This is a genomic window from Streptomyces sp. NPDC005761, assembly GCF_040630635.1.
GTDB lineage: Bacteria > Actinomycetota > Actinomycetes > Streptomycetales > Streptomycetaceae > Streptomyces.
Genome location: NZ_JBEXXX010000001.1, coordinates 405,614 through 423,413, shown reverse-complemented (window position 1 = coordinate 423,413; position 17,800 = coordinate 405,614). Strand labels below are relative to the sequence as shown.

Below are 17,800 nucleotides of genomic sequence, written 5' to 3'. Positions count from 1 at the left end.
ACGCTTAAACACCTCTCCCCCCCTACGGTCCGCACCCGGAACCGCCATGACCTCGGGCCTCGGAACACCGGCAGTGGCGGCTCACCCGCAGCCGCCCGATACCGTCGTCACGTGAACCACGCCCCGCCGCCCGAACTCTTCACCTGGGAGTTCGCCACCGACCCGTACCCCGCCTACGCCTGGCTGAGGGAACACAGCCCCGTACACCGGACGACATTGCCCAGCGGCGTCGAAGCGTGGCTCGTCACCCGGTACGCGGACGCACGGCAGGCCCTCGCCGACAGCCGCCTGTCGAAGAACCCGGCTCACCACGCCGAGGACGCCCAGGGCAAGAGCAAGACCGGTATCCCCGGCGAGCGCAGCGCCAACCTGATGACGCATCTGCTGAACATCGACCCGCCCGACCACACACGGCTGCGCCGGCTCGTGTCCAAGGCGTTCACGCCCCGGACGATCGCCGCCTTCGGACCTCGTGTGCAGGAGCTGGCGGACCGGCTCATCGACGATTTCGCGGAGAAGGGGGAGGCCGACCTCATCCATGACTTCGCCTTTCCGCTCCCCATCTACGCCATCTGCGATCTGCTCGGCGTACCTGAGGAGGACCAGGACGACTTCCGGGACTGGGCGGGCATGATGATCCGGCACGGCGGCGGGCCGCGCGGCGGGGTCGCCCGGTCCGTGAAGAAGATCCGCGCCTACCTCGCCGAGCTGATTCACAGAAAGCGGGAGAACCCCGGCGACGACCTGATCTCAGGCCTGATCCGGGCGAGTGACCACGGCGAGCACCTCACCGAGAACGAGGCCGCCGCGATGTGCTTCGTGATCCTCTTCGCGGGTTTCGAGACGACCATCAACCTGATCGGCAACAGCGCCCACGCGTTCTTCCGTAACCCGCCTCAGCGTGCTGTGTTCCAGAGCGCGATCCAGCGGGGCGACAACCGCCTCCTGGACACCGCCATCGAGGAACTGCTGCGCTTCGACGGCCCGGTGGAACTGGCTACCTGGCGCTACGCCACGGAAGCTCTCGAAATCGGCGGAGAGCCGATCCGCGAGGGCGATCCCGTACTCGTCGTCCTCGCAGCGGCCGACCGTGATCCGGACCGATTCACGGAGCCCGACACACTCGACCTGTCTCGCCGGGACAACCAGCATCTGGGATACGGGCACGGCATCCACTACTGCCTGGGCGCCCCGCTCGCGCGCCTGGAGGGCCGCACCGCCCTGGAGACCCTGTTCCGCCGCCTTCCGGACCTTCGGCTCGCGGTGGACCCGGTCGACCTGCGGTGGCGGGGCGGTCTCATCATGCGTGGACTGCGGACACTCCCCGTGCAGTTCGCGCCTCAGCGACGGCCGACCGATCACGACGGCGGCACGGCGGACTCGTCCAGGGACGCCTGAAGTCACGCAGTCGCCACGGGTACGCCGTCGTTCGCCCGTTCGACCACTGCCCGGCCGACCACACAGAGCCGGTTCACCGGCGCGACGTCGGTCGCCGCCGCGAGGAACGTGGCGCGCAGCGGCACACCGGCACCGGACTTGCCCCCGTGGTAGCCGGGTCCATCCCGGGCGGCCTGCGCGCAGCCCGGTCCCGCAGCTACTGGCGGAGGCTTGTGGACACAGGCTCCCCTGCCACTACCCGACGCCCTCCGCCGCCCGGATCGCGTCCCGGTACGCACGCCCCGCGGCCCTCAGTGCCGCCTCCGGGTCGATGCCGTCCTCCTGGGCGCGTACGGCCAGAGCGAGAAGCCGGTAGCCGATGTCGTCGCCCTCGCCCCCGCTCTCCGGGAGCGCCACGTCGAGTCCGGCGGTACGGGCCCGGCTCGCGAGCTTCGCGGCGAGCGCCAGACCGGGCTGGCCGAGCGGCACCCCGTCGGTGACGGACTCGCGCTGCTTCTCGATCGCCTTCGTCCGCAGCCAGTGCGCGTGGACGTCCTCCGGTGTCTCGGCGGTCTCGTCGCCGAAGACGTGCGGGTGGCGGTGGATCAGCTTCTCGACGAGCGTGGCCGCGACGTCGTCCACGGAGAACGGCTCGTCCTCGTCCTCCTCCGCGATGCGCGCGTGGAAGACGACCTGGAGCAGTACGTCCCCGAGCTCCTCGCGGAGCTCTTCGCGGTCGCCGTCCTCGATCGCCTCGACGAGTTCGTACGCCTCCTCGATGGCGTACTTGGCGAGGCCCTCGTGGGTCTTCTGTGACGTCCAGGGGCATTCGATCCGGATCCGGTCCATGATCTGGACGAGGTCGAGGAGCCGGGCACCCGGCAGGTCGTAGGAACCGGGCAGCAGCTCCAGGTTCGGCATCCGCACCCGCCCGGAGCCGGCCAGCCGGGCCAGTCCGTCGGTCAGCGGCTGGTTGCCCTCGCCGCCGGTGAGGACGACCACGGTCCGGCCGCCGGCGCACACGTCCACGAGCTCCTGCGCGTCGGGCACGCCGATCGTGACGGTGATGCCGGCCTCGCGCAGATACGGCAGCTGCGGCTGGTCCTGTTCCCCGCAGTGCACCCGGTCGGCGGCGTGCAGTGTCTGCCAGGCGGGCCAGGACAGCAGTCCGGGCGCGACACGGTGGCTGGCGGTGAGCAGGACGATGCGGCCGGGGTCTTCAGCGTTCACACCGCCGAATCTACCCCGGCCGTCGGACAGCCCTCAGGCCCCGGCCTCCGCGGCCGCCTGGGCGGGCTTGGTGACCTGGGTGATCCAGGGGGCCTTGTAGTCGGCGAGCTGGATCTGCTGGTTGTTCCAGGTGCCGAAGCGCGGGTTGACGTCGACCTTCAGGGCCTTGGACGCCTTCGTCAGCGCGTCGCCCAGGGCCTTCGTACCGGCCGGGGTCGTCGGGTCGGCCCCGAGTGCCTGGCCGAGCTTGGTCAGCTGGATCTGCTCGCGCAGGAAGGCGTCGATCTGGTCCGGGGCGATCCAGCGCTCCTGGAGGACCGCGGCGCGCAGCCCGTCCTCCCCCTTGTACTGGGCGACGGCCTGCTGCCGCATCTGCTGGACCTCGGCGCGGCTGACGGTCACGCCGGCGTCCGCCGATGCCTTGTCCAGGACCCGGTCCAGGATCAGGCCGTGCAGCTTGGCGCGGACGAGCTGGCCGGACTGGTTGGTGATCTGGGCGGACTGCTTCGAGGTGTCCTGCGCCTGGCGCACGTCCGCGACCTGGCCCTGCACGGTGGCCACCGTGATCCGGTCCCCTCCCACGACGGCCGCGGCGCCCGGGTGGGCCTGGCTGCCGCAGGCGGCGAGGAGCGGCGCTGCGGTGAGCAGTGCGGCGGAGACGGTGAGCGCGGAGCGACGGCGGCGGTGCAAAGGAGCCTCCCGAGGAGATTGTGCGGCGGTGCACAAAGCCTTGCGGTGATCGATGCTAGAGCATCCGGCACTTGGGGGGCGGGAAAAGGAGCGGGTCCGGGTGCGTGCAGCTGCAAGGCGGAGGATTGAGCAATGGCGGAGCCCTTGCGATTGACGACAACGCCGCAGATGCGCGTGCCCAGACCCGCGACGCCGCCTCCCAAGTGCCGGATGCTCCAGGGCAGTGGAACTGGTCCCGGCCACTGATTCGACCAACGATTCGGGAGGAGTTGGGGATGTGGGCTGCCGGCGGCGCGGCTCAGCCGACCCGCTCCACCTGTTTCGGCGGGGTGTCCGGGCGCAGCATGATCGTGCGCGAGACGACGAAGGTGATGGGGATGGCGGCCGCTGCCGCGATCAGGGGGGCGTAGCGGCTGCTGAAGCCGGCCAGGTCGACCAGCAGGTAGACGCCGCCGGTGGTGATGACGAAGTTGGCCGCGTTGGTGAGGGGGAAGAGGAGGAACTTCCGCCAGGTGGGCCGGGTGCGGTAGGTGAAGTAGGAGTTCAGGAAGAACGATCCGGTCATGCTGAGCGCGAAGGCCAGCACATGGGCGGCTATGTAGGGCAGCCAGTGCAGCAGGACGAGGTAGAAGCCGTAGTACGTGCCGGTGTTCACGGCGCCCACGAGGGCGAACCGGGCCATCTGTGCCTTGACCGTCATCGGCGTACGAACTCCATGGGTTCCGGCTCCTGGGCCGGCCGGCGTGCCTGGGTGTTGGTGGCCTTGACCAGGAAGTGCGGGCGGCGCTTCACCTCGTAGTAGATCCGGCCGACGTACTCCCCCACCACCCCGACCATCACCATCTGGACGCCGGCGAGGGCGGTGAGGACCACGAGCAGGGTGACGTAGCCCGGGGTGTCGACGCCCTTGACGAGGGCGACGCCGACGATCCAGGCGGCGTAGACGAAGGCCACGGACATGAGGAGCATGCCGAGGTAGAGGGCGGCGCGCAATGGCTTGTTGTTGAAGGAGAGGAGTCCGTCGAGGCCGTAGTTCAGCAGTTTGCCGAAGGTCCACGCGGAGCGGCCCTGCTCCCGGACGGCGTTCTCGTAGCTGAACGTCGTGGTGGGGAAGCCGACCCAGGCGAAGAGGCCCTTGGAGAAGCGGTTGTACTCGGTGAGTTCGAGTACGGCGTCGACGGCCCGCCGTGACAGCAGCCGGAAGTCGCCGACTCCGTCGACGAGTTCCACGTCCACGAGCCGGTTGATGAGCCAGTAGTAGGCGCGGGCGGTGAGGGTGCGGGTGACGCGGTCGCCCTTGCGGGTGCGGCGGGCGATCACCTGGTCGTAACCCTCGGCGTGCTCCTGGAGCATGCGGCCGACGAGCTCCGGCGGGTGCTGGAGGTCGGCGTCCATGATGACGACGGCGTCACCCTCGGCGTGCTGGAGGCCGGCCAGCATGGCGGCCTCCTTGCCGAAGTTGCGGCTGAAGGAGACGTAGCGGGCCCGGGGGTCGGCGGCCGCCAGTTCCTGGAGGATCGGCAGCGTCCGGTCGGCGCTTCCGTCGTCCACGTAGACGAGCTGGAACGCGTGACCCAGGCGGGTCATCTCATCCGTCACGCGTTCATGGAAGCGTTCGAGGATGTCTTCCTCGTTGAAGCAGGGCACCACCAGCGAGATCAGCACGAAAGTACATCAGCCGGTCAATGTGTCGAGGGCGGATGGTGTGTGTGGCGCGAGGGCGACGGCTGGGTGAAATTGAGCTGAGGGGGGCGGGGTTGAGCGCGGGCGGACCCCCGGATTGGATGAGCACCATGACCCACGACAGACTCATTCACCCCAGCCGCCGCTCCCTGCTCGCGTGGAGCGGCGCGGGCGCGCTCACCGTTGCCGGCGTCTCCGTCGGCACCGGCACCGCCTCAGCCGCCACCCACCCCACGCCGGGCTCGGCGCTGATGGTGCCTTCACCCCGGCTCGACCTGAACAGCGCGTCGGACAACTGGATACGCCAGAAGCCCCTGCGCGACACGACGATCCTCCAGTCGTTCGGCTACGACAACGCCAACGGCCACATCTACCTGGCCCAGGTGACGCAGGGCGGGCTGAAACTCTCGGGCGAGTCCGCTGCGGTGAGCAGTGTCGACCGCAATCGGCGCGGCGACCTGACCATCACCAAGTGGGACATGTCCGGCAACACGCTGGGCTACATGTATCTGCGCGGCTTCGGGCACGGCATGAGCATCGGTGTCGAGCCGGTCGGCGCCAAGGCCTACCTGTGGACGGAGGCGGACGGCCAGGAGGTCCCGGATCCGGTGCACCCTGACGACCCGACCAAGACCACCAGCCGCGGCAGGCGTCTGGCACGCTTCCCCTTCGTCAACGGCCAGGTGCTCGACTCCGGCTCGGCCGGACTCACCATGTACGCGCCGGTGCCGGGCGCCACGACCTACACCGCCTCCGTCGACCCGGTCTACGGCCGTCTCGCCTTCCGCTGCCGCGACACGGACGGCGCGATGATCTTCCAGGTCCACGACCTGGACCTGGCCCGCCTCGGCATCTGGAGCCAGCCGCTCGCGAGCGTCCGCGAACCGTCTCTCCCGGCGGTTCCCGGCTGGCCCCTCACCACGTACGGCCGCCCGTTCCTCCAGGGGTACGCCGTCGTCGGCCAGTACCTCTACATGCTGCACGGCAACAGCTACGGTTCCGTCCAGGACATCGACGGCCAGGACACGGTGATCTCCGCGCCCGGCGTCGGCAACACGTTCATCACCTCGGTGAACCTCACCACGGGCGCCCTGGACCCCGCGCCGCCCACGCCGTTCAAGGAGACCGTCAACCCGGCCCACACGGCGGCGGCGTACACGCTGGACTACCGCGAGCCGGAGGGCCTCGGCGTCCACATCCCGGACCCGGCCCAGCCGGGCGTCTTCCGGATCGGGATGGGCTTCGCCTCGGGGGATGCGGGGGCACGGGTGGCGACGATCTACGGGAAGGCGGGGCTCGTTCAGCCGTCCTGATCCGGGGCTGAAATGGCGAGGCTGGTTCGCATGACCTCAAGCGGACGAGCCCTGGTACCGGGTGTCACCGAGCCCTCATCGACATCACTGTCGATGAGGGCTCGGCGTCCTACTTGGAATCACTCCCTGTCATGCACGGCCGAGTGGCATCACTCGAGACAACGACAGACGGACTCGCCTCCCAGCGACCAGATCCCGCATCTCAATCCATCGATCACTGTCGGATTGAATGTGAATTTCTCGCCGTCCGGGGCCTCCGAAATCGAGAGCGCGAAGGCACCCCAATACTTCAGTGCCGCAACGGATTCCACGGGCACCATGTTGTCCGCAGAGAATTCACCGCCGACGGAGAAGGGGATCCTGGGGACGAGGCGGTGTCCAGGAGGGAGTGCCCCGTACTGCGTCTGCCACTCATGCGCCACCGAGTACCCGGTGACATAGTTCCAGTCCGCGATGACGTTGCTCTGCCATCCTTCGATGTCATCGGAGAACTTCGACAGAGCAGCGGTCTCGGGATTGAATAGGTGGACGACACCATCCTGCGTCACCATAAATTGACAACCGAATACATCCTCGGCGAAGAAGACCGCCTCCGGCATCAAGTGACTGTAGCTCTCCCGCCAGAGCAATGCCGAATTCCACTCCTCCAGCGAACGCCCCGGTAGCCCCGGCCCGCCCGAAGGGAACACATGGAGCGCCGACTCGAAGGCATAGAAGCCGTTCATCTCGGACAGTAGGGTCCTCAGAGGGCTTGCGGCACCATCGAGGAGGGGACTGCCCTTCGGCGGGTGGACGGAGATCGGCCCGCTCGCAACCGAATGCAGCTTGTTCATTCGTCCTCGCATGTCATGGATTTTGCCCCAATACGTAACCGAGGCTCATGATGGTGACCATCACGCGACCACCATTGGGGATATCGACGAGCTGATTCTTCATATCAGAACCGGCACCTCGATTGTCTCCCGCCCCGATGTGCTTCACGTGGGCTCCTGCACCTTCCTTGAAGATTGCAGGCGGGAATTCATCCCTGTCTTGTTTTGGGCGTGTCGCTATGCCTCGCAGGTTATCTTGCCGCCTGGCATCTGCACCCAGTCTATCCAGGGTCACCATCAGGCCCTCGCCGCCCTGCTCGGCCGCATGGATCGCACTGTCAGGATGCTGAATCGCATCAATGGTCCATTTGGCAGGCCTTGGGCTCGCGCAGGAGCACGCGGCCCCGGAGGCGTCCTTCCCGCCCGCGCAATTGTGAACGAGCACCGGCTCGACACCGGCGAGCACGTAGTACGTGTGCAGGCCGTCGATGCTGAGGTCGTACGTCGTACGGTTTGCGGTGTACGCCGTGGTGTCGATCACCACCGTGGGTCCGCCGGAGGCGTTCTGAAGTTTCTGGCCGGCCTTGAGATCGGCGGCCTGGGTCCAGGCGTCCTTGGTGGCTTCGTAGAACTGATGGTGCTCGGTGGTCTGGATCGTCTTCGGGCCGGACTTAGTGTCCACGACGACATCGACGTAGTCACGGTCCGTCTTGGTGACGATGACCGCCTTGACCTTGTGCTTCTCCTTCTTCTTCTTGCCCGGTTCGGCCGTCAGGACGTAGTCCCCGACCTTCACTTCGGAGATCGGCTTGGTCGTGCCGTTCGCCATCAGCACGCCGGTCAGACCGGTGAAGCTGTGAGGAACGCCGGTCCGGCAGCCCGGAGAGGACGGCTGACCGTCCGGCTCCTGCTTCCCCGTCGACTTGCGGCCGAACTTGCTTGCCGCCGCGCCGAACACGCCGCCCGTTGCCGCGCCGACCGCCGAGGCCTTCGCCGCGCCGGAGACGCTGCATCCTTCCTCGCTGGTCACGCAGGAGACGCCGTAGCCGACCGCGCCTTCCGCGGCACCGCCCGCGGCGCCCATCGCCGCGCCGTTCAGCGCCTTGCCGCCGACGCCGGCGAGCAGACGGCCCACCGCGCCGGAGGCTGCGCCGCCCGCCGCGCCGCCGAGGGCGCCGGTGAGGGCTCCCACGCCGACCGCGGTCGCGAAGCCGGCCAGGGTCTTGGGACCGTCGCTCATCGCGTAGCCGACCGCGTTGGCAGCGGCGCCCGCGAGCATGCCGCAGGCGACGACGCCACCGCCGAGGGTGGCGCCCGTGCAGCCCGCGAAGACCGCCACGCCGACCGCCACCGAGGCGATCGTCGAAGCGTGCTGCTTCACGAAGTTGGCTGTGGCCTTCGCCGCCTTCTTGACGGCCTTGCCGACCTTCTTGGCGGCCTTCACCACCTTGTGCGCCACGCTCTTGACGGCCTTGGCGACCTTGCGGACCGCCTTCTTGACGTGTTTGACGACCTTGTGGACGTATTTCTTTACGCGCTTATAGGTCCGCTTGACGTATCTCTTGACCTTTTTGACGCTGTCGGCCACGTAGTGCACGGCTTTCCGCACCACACGCTTGGCCTTCTTGACGACCTTCTTGACCGCCTTCTTGATCTTCTTGGCGGCGGCCTTGACCTTCTTCGCGACCTTCTTGACCGCGGCCTTGGTCTTCTTGTAGGCCGACTTGACGACCTTCTTGACCTTCTTCTTGACCTTCTTGATGGCCTTGTCGACGAAGCTCGGCCAGTGACCCGTCGGGTCGGTCGCCGTCATCGGGTTCTGGTCCGCGTACGCGTAGCGGTTCGCGGACACCGAGGTCGGCAGCGGGTTCATGCCCACCGTGTCGCGGCTGTTGAACTGGCCGGTCTCCGGTGAGTACCAGCGCGCCGCCATGTTGACCTTGGCGGTCTCCGGGTCAGTCCACCCCGACTGGTAGCCGAGGTGTCCGACCATGCCGGTCGACTGCTCGACCTTCCCGAACGGGGAGTACGTGGTCGAACCGGTCAGCGCCTCGCCGTCCGCGGTGAACTGGCCCACCACGTCGTCGTGGATGTCGGTCAGCGCGAGCACAGAGCCCATCGCCGACTTGATGCCCATCAGCGAACCGTCGACGTTGCGGCTGTACGACGTACCGCCGTCGGACGCCACGTCGTTGCCGGCCCCGCTGTACGAGAAGTCGTACAGCGAGCCGCCCTGGCCGTCGCTCGCCTTCAGCGTCCGGTCCAGACCGTCGTACGTGTAGGTCCGCTCGCCCTCGCTGATGACGCGGTTGAAGGCGTCCGCCTTCACCGCGGTCTGCACACCGCCCTCGTCGGTGACCGAACTCATCGTGCCGCGCGCGGTGTACGTGTACGTGCCCTGCCCGTCCGAGGTGAGGCGGTTGCGGGCGTCGTACGTGTAGGTGTCACCGCCCACGCGGGTCCGGTTGCCGGACGCGTCGTAGCCGTACTGCTCGGTCGTGCTCCCGTTGTTCCAGGACGACAGGCGGTTCGCCCAGTCGTACGTGTACGTGTTCGTGGTGGCCCCGGCGACACCGGTCGTCGTCTTCGACGTCTCGTTGCCGTTGAGGTCGTAGCCGTAGGTGAACGACGCCAGCGACTTGCCCGTGGGTGACGTCAGCTTGTCCGTGGTCAGCTGGCCCAGGGAGTCGTACGAGAAGTCACGCCTGCCCTTGCCCTGCCCGTACTCGATCGAGGTCACGTTGGACTCGGTGTCGTAGCCGTACGTCATCGACGTACCGCTCGCCCCGTCCACCGCCGACTTGAGCCGGCCCGCCGTGTCGTACCCGAAGGTCGACGTGCCCGACGCGTCCTTGCGCGAGGTCATCGCGCCATTGCCGTCGTAGGCGAAGGAGGAGGTGCCGGAGGGGCCGTTGGCGCTCAGGAGCAGACCGCGGTCGTCGTAGGAGAAGGTGTTCTTCTCCTCGTCCGCGCCCGCCACCGAGGTGACCTGGTCGTCCTCGTCGTAGGTGTAGGTGTGGTCGGTGGTCTCCGCCTCCGCGCCCGTGCCGTGCTGGCGTACCAGCCGGCTCCGGTCGTCGTACTCGTTGCTGACGACGACCCCGCCCGGGGAGCGCTGCTCCTGGGGGCGGCCCGCCTTGTCGTAGACCATCGTGAACGTGCGGTCCACGAGGTCCGGATGCGCCGGGGTGGACGGTTCGATCTCCTTCTCCGCCAAGCCCCACGTGTTGTAGGTGGTGAGGAAGGCGTTGCCGCGGCCGTCGGTGAAGCGCGTGCGGTTGCCCGCCGCGTCGTAGCCGAAGGTCGTGGTGATCGACTCGGTCGCCGAGACCGGCTGGACCGCCTTGGTGATCAGGCCCGTCGCGTCGCTCGTGAGCGTGACGGTGTGGCCCCGGTAGTCGGTCACCGACGTCGGGTTGCCCACACGGTCGTAGGTGGAGCTGCTCGTGCGCAGCACCTTGCCCGTCGCGTCCAGGTCCTTCGTGGCGGTCAGCTGGCCGTAGCCGTCGTAGGTGTTGGCGGTGCTGGTGCCGTCGGCGTCCACCGACGTGAGCGGCCGGCCGTCCATGTCGTACGTGAAGCGGCTGGTGGCGCCCGCGGCGTCGGTCACCTCCGTCGTCTCGCCGAGGACGTTGTACTTGTAGGACTCGCTCACCCCGGTCGGGCTGACCGTCCGGGAGAGTTCACCTCCCGGGGCGTTGTACTCGTTGATGGAGGTGTACGCCCGCTGGGTCGGCTGGCGCACGATGTCCGTGTCCGTGACCGGGCGGCCGAGGTAGTCCCAGGTGGTCTCCTGGCGGGCGCCGCCGGGCCGGGTGGCCGACAGCTGGTCGCCGTTGGCTGTGTACGTGTACCGCGTCGTGGCGCCGCCGGGCTCCTTGACCGAGGCCAGGTCGCCGAGCTGGGTGTAGGCGTACTCGGTGCGCTTGCCCAGCGGGTCGACCTCGGCGGTGACCTGGCCGAGCTTGTTGTACTCGTTCCAGGTCGCGGCCGTGATCGGGGCCGAGGCCCCCGGCGGGGTGTAGTTCGGCATCGTCGTCGAGGACTCCTGGCCCTCGGCGTCGTACGCCGTCGTCACCACGTTGCCCAGCGGGTCGGAGGACTCGGTGTCCTCACCGAATGTGTTGTAGCCGGTCATCGACACCGGACGGACCGACACCGGGGTGCCACCGCCGGTCTCGCTGTTGACGGCCGGCTCGGTGACGCTGGTCTGCTGACCGGCCTCGTCGTAGCCGTAGTCGGTCGTGACCCCGTTCTCGTCGGTCATCGCCAGCGGCAGTCCGCGCTGGTCCAGCTTCCAGCTGGAGGTGCGGACGGAACTTCCCGCCGCCGGGAGGGTGCCGCCCTTGAGCGCGGTCACCTGGGACGCGGTCAGTGCTTCGCCGTAGACCTGGATGTCGTTGAGCGCGCCGTTGGTGTTCTCCGCATACGCGCCGCTGGCGAGCCTGCGGCCGATCTGGAGCGGCCCGGTGGCGTCCCAGGGGGTGGTGAACGCGGTGGAGGTGCCGGACTGGACGCCGTTGACGTACAGCCTGATCTGGGCGGCCTCCTTGTCGTACACGCCGGTCAGGTGGGTCCACGTGCCGGTGGTCACCGCGGCCGTCCCGGAGGACGCCCGGGCGATGGTGGGGCCGGACATGTCCGAGCCGTGGCGGTTGAACGTCCAGCCGTACGCCGTGGAGTAGTACAGCTGGAAGCCGCTCCCGATCTCGCCGTCCTGGGCGAGGAAGGTGCTGTTGGCCGCGGTGGAGTTCAGCTTGACCCACGTGGAGACGGTGAAGGAGCCGCCGGTGTTGACCGCCGCTCCCTTCGTCTGGCCGTAGGCGTTGGCGGTGCCGTCGAAGACGGCGGAGCCGCCGCGCTCGGTGGAGCGGGTGACCCCGCTGCCGAGGGTGACGGCCTTGTTCCCGCCGGACGAGTCGGCGGCCGACGTGCCGCTGGTCTCGGCCAGCTTCCAGCGGCCCACCGGTGCGGTGGTTCCGTCGTGGAGGGTGGATCCGGTGACGTTGCCCAGGTTGTCGTAGAGCGTGTCCTCGGTGCTGGTGCGGCCGGCGGCCGGGTCGAGGTCGGTCTCCGAGACGACGTTGTCGTCCGGGTCGTAGCTCACCTTCGTGGTCCGGGCGAGGCCGCCCGGGTCGAGGACCGAGGACGTGGTGCGGTCGGAGGCGTCCACCGTGAATGTCGACACGGTCTGGCCGTCGTTGGTGACCTGCTTGACCAGGTTGCCGGCCGCGTCGTAGGTGTTGGCCTCCTCGGTGAAGGACAGGCCGTTGGCCGGGTCCTTGCGCATGACCGAGGCGGAGAGCCCGTCGTCGGTGTACGTGTACGCCGTGACGTGGCCCATCGCGTCGGTGATCGACGCGAGGCGGCCCGCCGGATCGTAGGCCCGGGACTCCTGCACGAGGGTCGTGGCCGGCGAGGGGTTCGCCGGGTCGCCCGTGTAGTTCAGCAGGTTGGTGGTGAGGGGCCTGCCCTCGGCGTCGAAGGTGTAGGTGTTGACGTTGCCGGCCGGGTCGGTCTCCTTGACCTTGTTGCCGTACACGTCGTACTCGAACGACGTGGTGTCGCCGCCCGGGTCGGTCCTCGACGCCATGCGGTTGTACGCGTCGTACGTGATCGAGGTGGCGCGGGAGGCGTCACCGCCGGTCAGGTCCGCGATCGTCTGCGAGGAGACGTTGCCGTCGGCGTCGTAGACGGTGCTGGTCCGCCCGGTGTGGACGGCGCCGGTGACCCGGTTGGTGACCGGCGGGTCCGTCTCGGTGAGGACCTGGTCGTCCTTGTCGTACGTCAGGGTCGTGGTGAGGCCGCCCGGCTGGGCGTCGGTCACCTCGGTCCTGGTGAGCTGACGTCCGAGGTTGTCGTAGGTGCTCTTCTCCTTCGCCCCGTTGGCGTCCGTGGTCTCGGCGACGTCACCGTTGGCGAAGTAGGAGTACGCGGTCTTCCGGCCGCCCGGGGTGACCACCTCGGCGACCAGCCCGGCCGGCGCCTTCGCGGTGCCGCCCTCCGCCGCCGCGGTGGTGGCGGTCGTGTACGTGGTGGTGGCGGTCCGCCCGTTCGGGTGGCCCGGCACCGGCGGCGTCGTCACCGAGGTGAGGTTGCCCGCCGTGTCGTACGCGTAGCTGGTCAGGTAGGTGTTGTCCGTCGGGCCCGAGGAACGGCCGTCGCGCTCGGTGAGCACCAGGTCGTTGCGCGGGTCCATCGGCGGGAACGCCGTGGTCGAGTCCGGGTAGTACGTGTAGTAGTCGGTGGCGCACTTGCCCGCGGCCGTGTCCTGGCACATGGTCTGGGAGACCGTGTTGCCGCGGATGTCGTGGCCGGTGACCGAGCGGTTGCCGTTGGCGTCGGTCACGGTGCGCAGGAAGCCCGCCGTGTCGTAGCCGTAGGTGGTCCGCTTGCCGTTGGTGTCGATCGCGGTGAGCAGGCGGTTGCCCATCTCCGCGTCGTACACGTAGGTCATCGTCTTCTCGGTGGGGTCGGTGAGCTTCACCGTCCGCACCGGGGCGACGCCCGCGGATGCCTTGTACGCCGACCAGTGCTGCTCGACCTGGTCCTCGGTGAGTCCGCCCGCGTGCACGGCGACCTCGGCGATGGAGCCGGTGAAGTAGCTGACGTCGGCCGGAGCGCTGATCCAGCCCTTGGCGAAGCCGGCGCCGATGAACGTCCGGGTGTTCGTCTGGTCGTTGGGCGCACCGGTGAAGTCGGCCTGCTTGACTCCGTCCACGTACAGGGTCTGCGTGGTGCCGGTCGCCGAGAGCACGGCGTGGTGCCAGGTGTTGTCGGTGACCGTCGCCTTGGACCCGAAGTCCGTGGCGGCCGAACCGGACACGCTGTACCAGTGGCCGCGGAGCTTGCCGTCGGCACCCACGTACAGGACGGGGTCGATGGGACCGCTCGCCCCGGCCGCGTCGTTGGGGGCCTTGGTCTGGTCGGACACCAGCACACCGGGCTTCGCGGTCTTGAACCACAGCTCGACGGAGCGGTCGCCCTTGCCGTGCCACTGCGCGTAGGGGATCTCCGCGTACGAGCTGGTGCCGTTGAACTGCGCGGCCGTGACGTCACCGGTGCCGAACGGCCCGGCCACGCCCTGGGTGACGCTGTTGTACGTGCCGAAGCCGGTGTGCAGTTCGTTGGCGGCCTGCGCGGCACCCTGGGTGTCGTCCAGGCGCCAGTATCCGGCGGGTGCCGATCCCATCACCGCGGAGCGGTAGACCTGGGACGAGCCGGTGACCGTGGCCGGGTTGAGCTTCCAGGTGCCGCCGTCGCCGTCGGTCGCCTGGACGACCAGGTCGTCGGTGGTGCCGTAGGTGACGGCCGACTGGGTCTTGCCGTTCGGCGTGGTGATCTTGTTGAGCAGTCCCGCGGACCGGGTGGCCGCCTGGTACTGCGCGGTGATGACCGACGGGTCGAGCGCCTCGGTGTAGACGGCGACCTCGGCGAGCTGTCCGGAGTAGTGCCCCAGCTTGTCGGAGGCGTTCATGGCCGGCCAGCCGTCGGTGTTCACCCCGGCTCCGAAGGAGATGTAGGGCTGCTCCCAGTCGTTGATGGTGCCCGCGAGGGTGCCCTGCTTGGCGCCGTCGAGGTAGAGCGTCTGCGTGGTCGCCGCTCCGGTGAGGGCCACGTTGTGCCACTTGCCGTCCGTGACGGTGGCCGTGGACGCGATCGTGGTCATGCACCCGGGGGACATGGCGAGGCAGCCACGGAGCTTGCCGTCCGTGCCGACGTACACCGCCGGGGTGTTCTTCTTCGTGTTCGTGACCGGATCGGCGTCACTGAGCGGCTTGTCCCCGTAGTAGAAGAGGACACCGCCCGCCTGCGTGGTCTTGAACCACAGCGACACCGTCGTGTACGAGGGCGTGGCGCCCGGGGCGCTCGGGATCTCGACGTACGACGTGGTGCCGTTGAACGTGGCGGCCTTCTGCGTCGACCCGGTCAGCGGACCGGTCCCGCCGAGGGTCACGTTGCGGTAGAGGCCGTTGAACTTGCCCTGGTTGAGGTCGACCGTGTCGCTCGCGACCGTGCCGCCGGTCTCCCCCAGCCGCCAGTACGCGAACGGGTCCGCGTCCATGACGGTGGTGCGGTAGTGGTTGCCCGTGGCGTAGCCGTAGACGGTGCACTTGGTGGGGTCGGCGGGCGGGCAGACCTTGGTGAGCTGGTCGCCGGTGTAGCCGTAGTTCCAGACCTGGGCGGTGCTCGCGTCCCCGGCCTTGGCGGGGTCCGTGGTCACGGTCGACACGTGCGGGGCGGTGGCCCCGGAGGGGGTCTGCCAGGCGAAGGACAGCGACCGGTTGGACGTGGTGTTGGTGACCTTGCTGAGCTTGCCGCTCGTGTAGGTGAAGGTCTCCGCCCGATTCGCGTAGTCCTTGATCGACGAGATCGCGAACGCGCCGGTCCGGCCGGTCACCGCCTGCTGGAAGCTGTAGGTGGTGAAGTCCTTGTCGGTCAGCGTGTAACCGCCGCCCGACGCGGCCGCCGCCAGTCTGGCGTACCGCCCCATCGGAGGCACGAAGGTGCCGTCGGCGTTGCGGCCGAAGGCGACCTGCTCGCCGCCCGGGTAGGTGATCACGACGCTGGTGAGAGTGCCCGCGCCGTCCTTCACCTCCACGGCCGTCATGTCGGTGACCGTCGCCCAGCCGGCGCCGAAGGCACCGTCGGTGCGCGGGTCACGGCTGTTGTACGAGCGCTCCACGGACAGCGACGGGCCGACGACCTCGACCTCGGCGTCGGTGTCCTCGGTGGTGTAGTTGGCGTCGCTCGGGTCGAATTCGTGGCCGTCGGTGTTCTGGGAGAGGCCCGAGGTGACCGGTGGCTGCGGCACCGCCGTGGCGAACCGGCTCGCCGAGTACATCACCGAGTCGTATCCGTCGGTGACGCTGACGTACCAGGCGTAGTTCTTGCTCCACTTGAGCTTGCCGGCGGGTATCTTCCAGCTGCTCTTGGTGATGATCCCGGAGGTGGCGACGGGGGTGGTGCTGTCGCTGTCCGCGTCGTACACCTCGAAGGCGTACGTCAGGGCGGCCATCGGCCACTTGTCGGCGTCGCTCGCGTAGACGAGCAGTTCCGGCTGGAGGGTGTTCGACTGGTGGTTCTCCGGCGGGTACTGGGCGTTGATCTGCGGCGCCGTGTTGGCCGTGTAGGTCAGTTCCAGCGCGGGCCGGAAGGCCGCCGTGGTGCTGTTGTCGGAGTGGAACTTCTTCCAGTGCAGCCCGTCGCCGGTCGGCGCGGTGAGCGCCAGGCCGTAGTTGGCGCTGCCGGTGGCGATGCCGTCGAACCATCCGGTGGACAGCTTGACGGGCATCTTCGTGCCGACACTCAGGTCGTTGGTGCCGCCCGCGTTGTTGGTGCAGGAGGCGCCGGGGGCCACGGTGGCGGTGCCGATGGCGGCGCCGTAGGCGGGACCGGGGTAGGCGGTGACGCCGGACGGGGTCCAGGACTGGGTGATCGGGGACACCGAGAACGGCTCGGCGGTGCAGGTCGCGGACCAGATGGCGTACACGTTCAGGGTGGCGGCGGACACCCGCTGGCCCTTGAGCGTGGTACCCAGCGAGGAGAACTGCAGGAAGGAGTTCGCCTTGTTGGTGCCGGAGTCGTAGCTGCCGACCTTGATCTGGTTCTCGGTGGAGTGGTCACCACCGATGGTGTTCTGCGTGTACGTCGAATTGCCGGCGGTGACCGTGGGGTCCACGGTGACGGGGTAGGCCCGGGCGGGGTCGTCCAGCCAGGCGCGGTCGGCGGTCAGCCTCAGGGCGGGCTTGCCGTCGGCGGTGGTGGTCAGGGTGTAGGTCACCGCGCGGGAGATCGCCGCGTCGCCGGAGCGGGGGTCGATCCTGGAGTCCTCCATGAAGGCGTGGGGAATGGTGGCGGTCACCTCCCCGTCCCCGTCGGTGAACTCCACGTCGCCGTTGTCCGCGATGCGCGGGGTGAGCCCCTGGACATCGAGGGGGAACAGCCAGGAGTTGGGTGCGTTCTTCGAACGCAGGACCAGCCGTTCCTTGAAGCCCTCGGCGAGCGGGGAGAGCAACAGGTCGGTGTCCGGCAGGACGTCGGCGTACGTCGCCGTGTTGTCGGCGTCGACGGTGACGTCGGCCTTCTTCGCCCCGCGGAGCGAGTAGGCGAGGCGGCGGCCCGCACCGAAGTCGACGGAGGCGAGCTGCTGGTCGCCCGCGTCCGGGGCGAACTCGACGTCGAGGGAGTTGGCGGCCTGCTGGAGCCTGCCGTCCTTGTCCTCGGTCAGATCGGTGTCGATCGGCTTCCAGGTGCCGTCGGCACCCTTGAAGTTGGACCGGCCGGCGTAGTGCCGGACGGTGGTCGACCCGTCGGTGTTGACGTAGTAGTCGGAGGTCGCCGTCGACTTCTTGGCGTTCCGCTTGCTGGTCTTCGCGTCGAAGCTCTTGGCGTTGCCCGCGGCGGCGTCGGTCACGGCCGTGCGGGGGCGGTCGTCGGCCCGGGCGTAGGCGTCCAGTTCGCCCTTGCCCTTGCCGGCGCTGTGACCGACCGCGGTCTTGCTGCTGGTCTGGTCCGCGGTGGCGGTGTGGCTCTTGCCGCGCGCGGTGCCGCCTTCCTGGTCGGGAGTGTCCAGGGGGGACTCGTCCAGCCACTTCCACAGCCCGGACAGGGACATCTTCGGCATCGAGAGCGCCGGAAGGGTCTCACCCGTGGCGGACGCCGTCTCGGTCGTGAGCATGCACGAGAGCGAGA

General features: G+C 68.7%; 9 protein-coding genes. 2 read left to right on the top strand and 7 right to left on the bottom strand.

From position 1 onward, the window contains the following. Positions 1–111: 111 nt before the first annotated feature. A complete protein-coding gene (locus ABZ434_RS01885; RefSeq protein ID WP_359131337.1) occupies positions 112–1,398 on the top strand; it encodes a cytochrome P450 in 1,287 nt (428 codons plus the stop codon). A gap of 2 nt (positions 1,399–1,400) precedes the next feature. Here the strand turns inward: ABZ434_RS01885 and ABZ434_RS01880 are convergent, their stop codons facing one another. The 5 genes from ABZ434_RS01880 to ABZ434_RS01860 form a co-directional block, all read right to left on the bottom strand. Then, entirely contained in the window at positions 1,401–1,523 is a 123-nt protein-coding gene (locus ABZ434_RS01880) for a hypothetical protein (RefSeq protein WP_359131336.1), read from the bottom strand. Between the two features lie 109 nt (positions 1,524–1,632). Then, positions 1,633–2,607 (bottom strand): nucleoside triphosphate pyrophosphohydrolase, encoded by a 975-nt coding sequence (locus tag ABZ434_RS01875; RefSeq protein WP_359131335.1) that lies wholly within the window; start codon positions 2,605–2,607, stop codon positions 1,633–1,635. A gap of 33 nt (positions 2,608–2,640) precedes the next feature. Beyond that, positions 2,641–3,297 (bottom strand): SurA N-terminal domain-containing protein, encoded by a 657-nt coding sequence (locus tag ABZ434_RS01870; protein ID WP_359131334.1) that lies wholly within the window; start codon positions 3,295–3,297, stop codon positions 2,641–2,643. Positions 3,298–3,595: 298 nt separating this feature from the next. Beyond that, a complete protein-coding gene (locus tag ABZ434_RS01865; RefSeq protein ID WP_359131333.1) occupies positions 3,596–3,997 on the bottom strand; it encodes a GtrA family protein in 402 nt (133 codons plus the stop codon). Further along, positions 3,994–4,962 carry a glycosyltransferase family 2 protein gene (locus ABZ434_RS01860; RefSeq protein WP_359131332.1) on the bottom strand — a complete coding sequence of 323 codons (969 nt, stop codon included), beginning with the start codon at positions 4,960–4,962 and terminating at the stop codon, positions 3,994–3,996. The genes ABZ434_RS01865 and ABZ434_RS01860 overlap by 4 nt, the downstream gene beginning before the upstream one ends. Positions 4,963–5,090: 128 nt before the next feature. Here ABZ434_RS01860 and ABZ434_RS01855 point away from each other — a divergent pair, with 128 nt between their 5' ends. Beyond that, the gene (locus tag ABZ434_RS01855; RefSeq protein ID WP_359131330.1) at positions 5,091–6,293 is read left to right on the top strand and encodes a teichoic acid biosynthesis protein C; all 1,203 of its coding nucleotides are present in this window, start codon (positions 5,091–5,093) and stop codon (positions 6,291–6,293) included. 149 nt (positions 6,294–6,442) lie between these two features. Here ABZ434_RS01855 and ABZ434_RS01850 read toward each other — a convergent pair whose 3' ends face one another. Together ABZ434_RS01850 and ABZ434_RS01845 are read right to left on the bottom strand one after the other, a co-directional pair. Then, positions 6,443–7,126, bottom strand: a complete 684-nt coding sequence (locus ABZ434_RS01850; RefSeq protein ID WP_359131329.1) for a hypothetical protein — start codon at positions 7,124–7,126, stop codon at positions 6,443–6,445. A gap of 13 nt (positions 7,127–7,139) precedes the next feature. Next, positions 7,140–17,786 carry a LamG-like jellyroll fold domain-containing protein gene (locus ABZ434_RS01845; protein ID WP_359131328.1) on the bottom strand — a complete coding sequence of 3,549 codons (10,647 nt, stop codon included), beginning with the start codon at positions 17,784–17,786 and terminating at the stop codon, positions 7,140–7,142. Between the last annotated feature and the right edge of the window lie 14 nt (positions 17,787–17,800).

Excerpts from the sequence above, each read along its gene's own strand:
- ABZ434_RS01855 (WP_359131330.1), top strand. The coding sequence starts at position 5,091 with ATGACCCACGACAGACTCATTCACCCCAGCCGCCGCTCCCTGCTCGCG.
- ABZ434_RS01845 (WP_359131328.1), bottom strand. The coding sequence starts at position 17,786 with ATGCTCACGACCGAGACGGCGTCCGCCACGGGTGAGACCCTTCCGGCG.
- ABZ434_RS01865 (WP_359131333.1), bottom strand. The coding sequence starts at position 3,997 with ATGACGGTCAAGGCACAGATGGCCCGGTTCGCCCTCGTGGGCGCCGTG.
- ABZ434_RS01850 (WP_359131329.1), bottom strand. The coding sequence starts at position 7,126 with ATGAACAAGCTGCATTCGGTTGCGAGCGGGCCGATCTCCGTCCACCCG.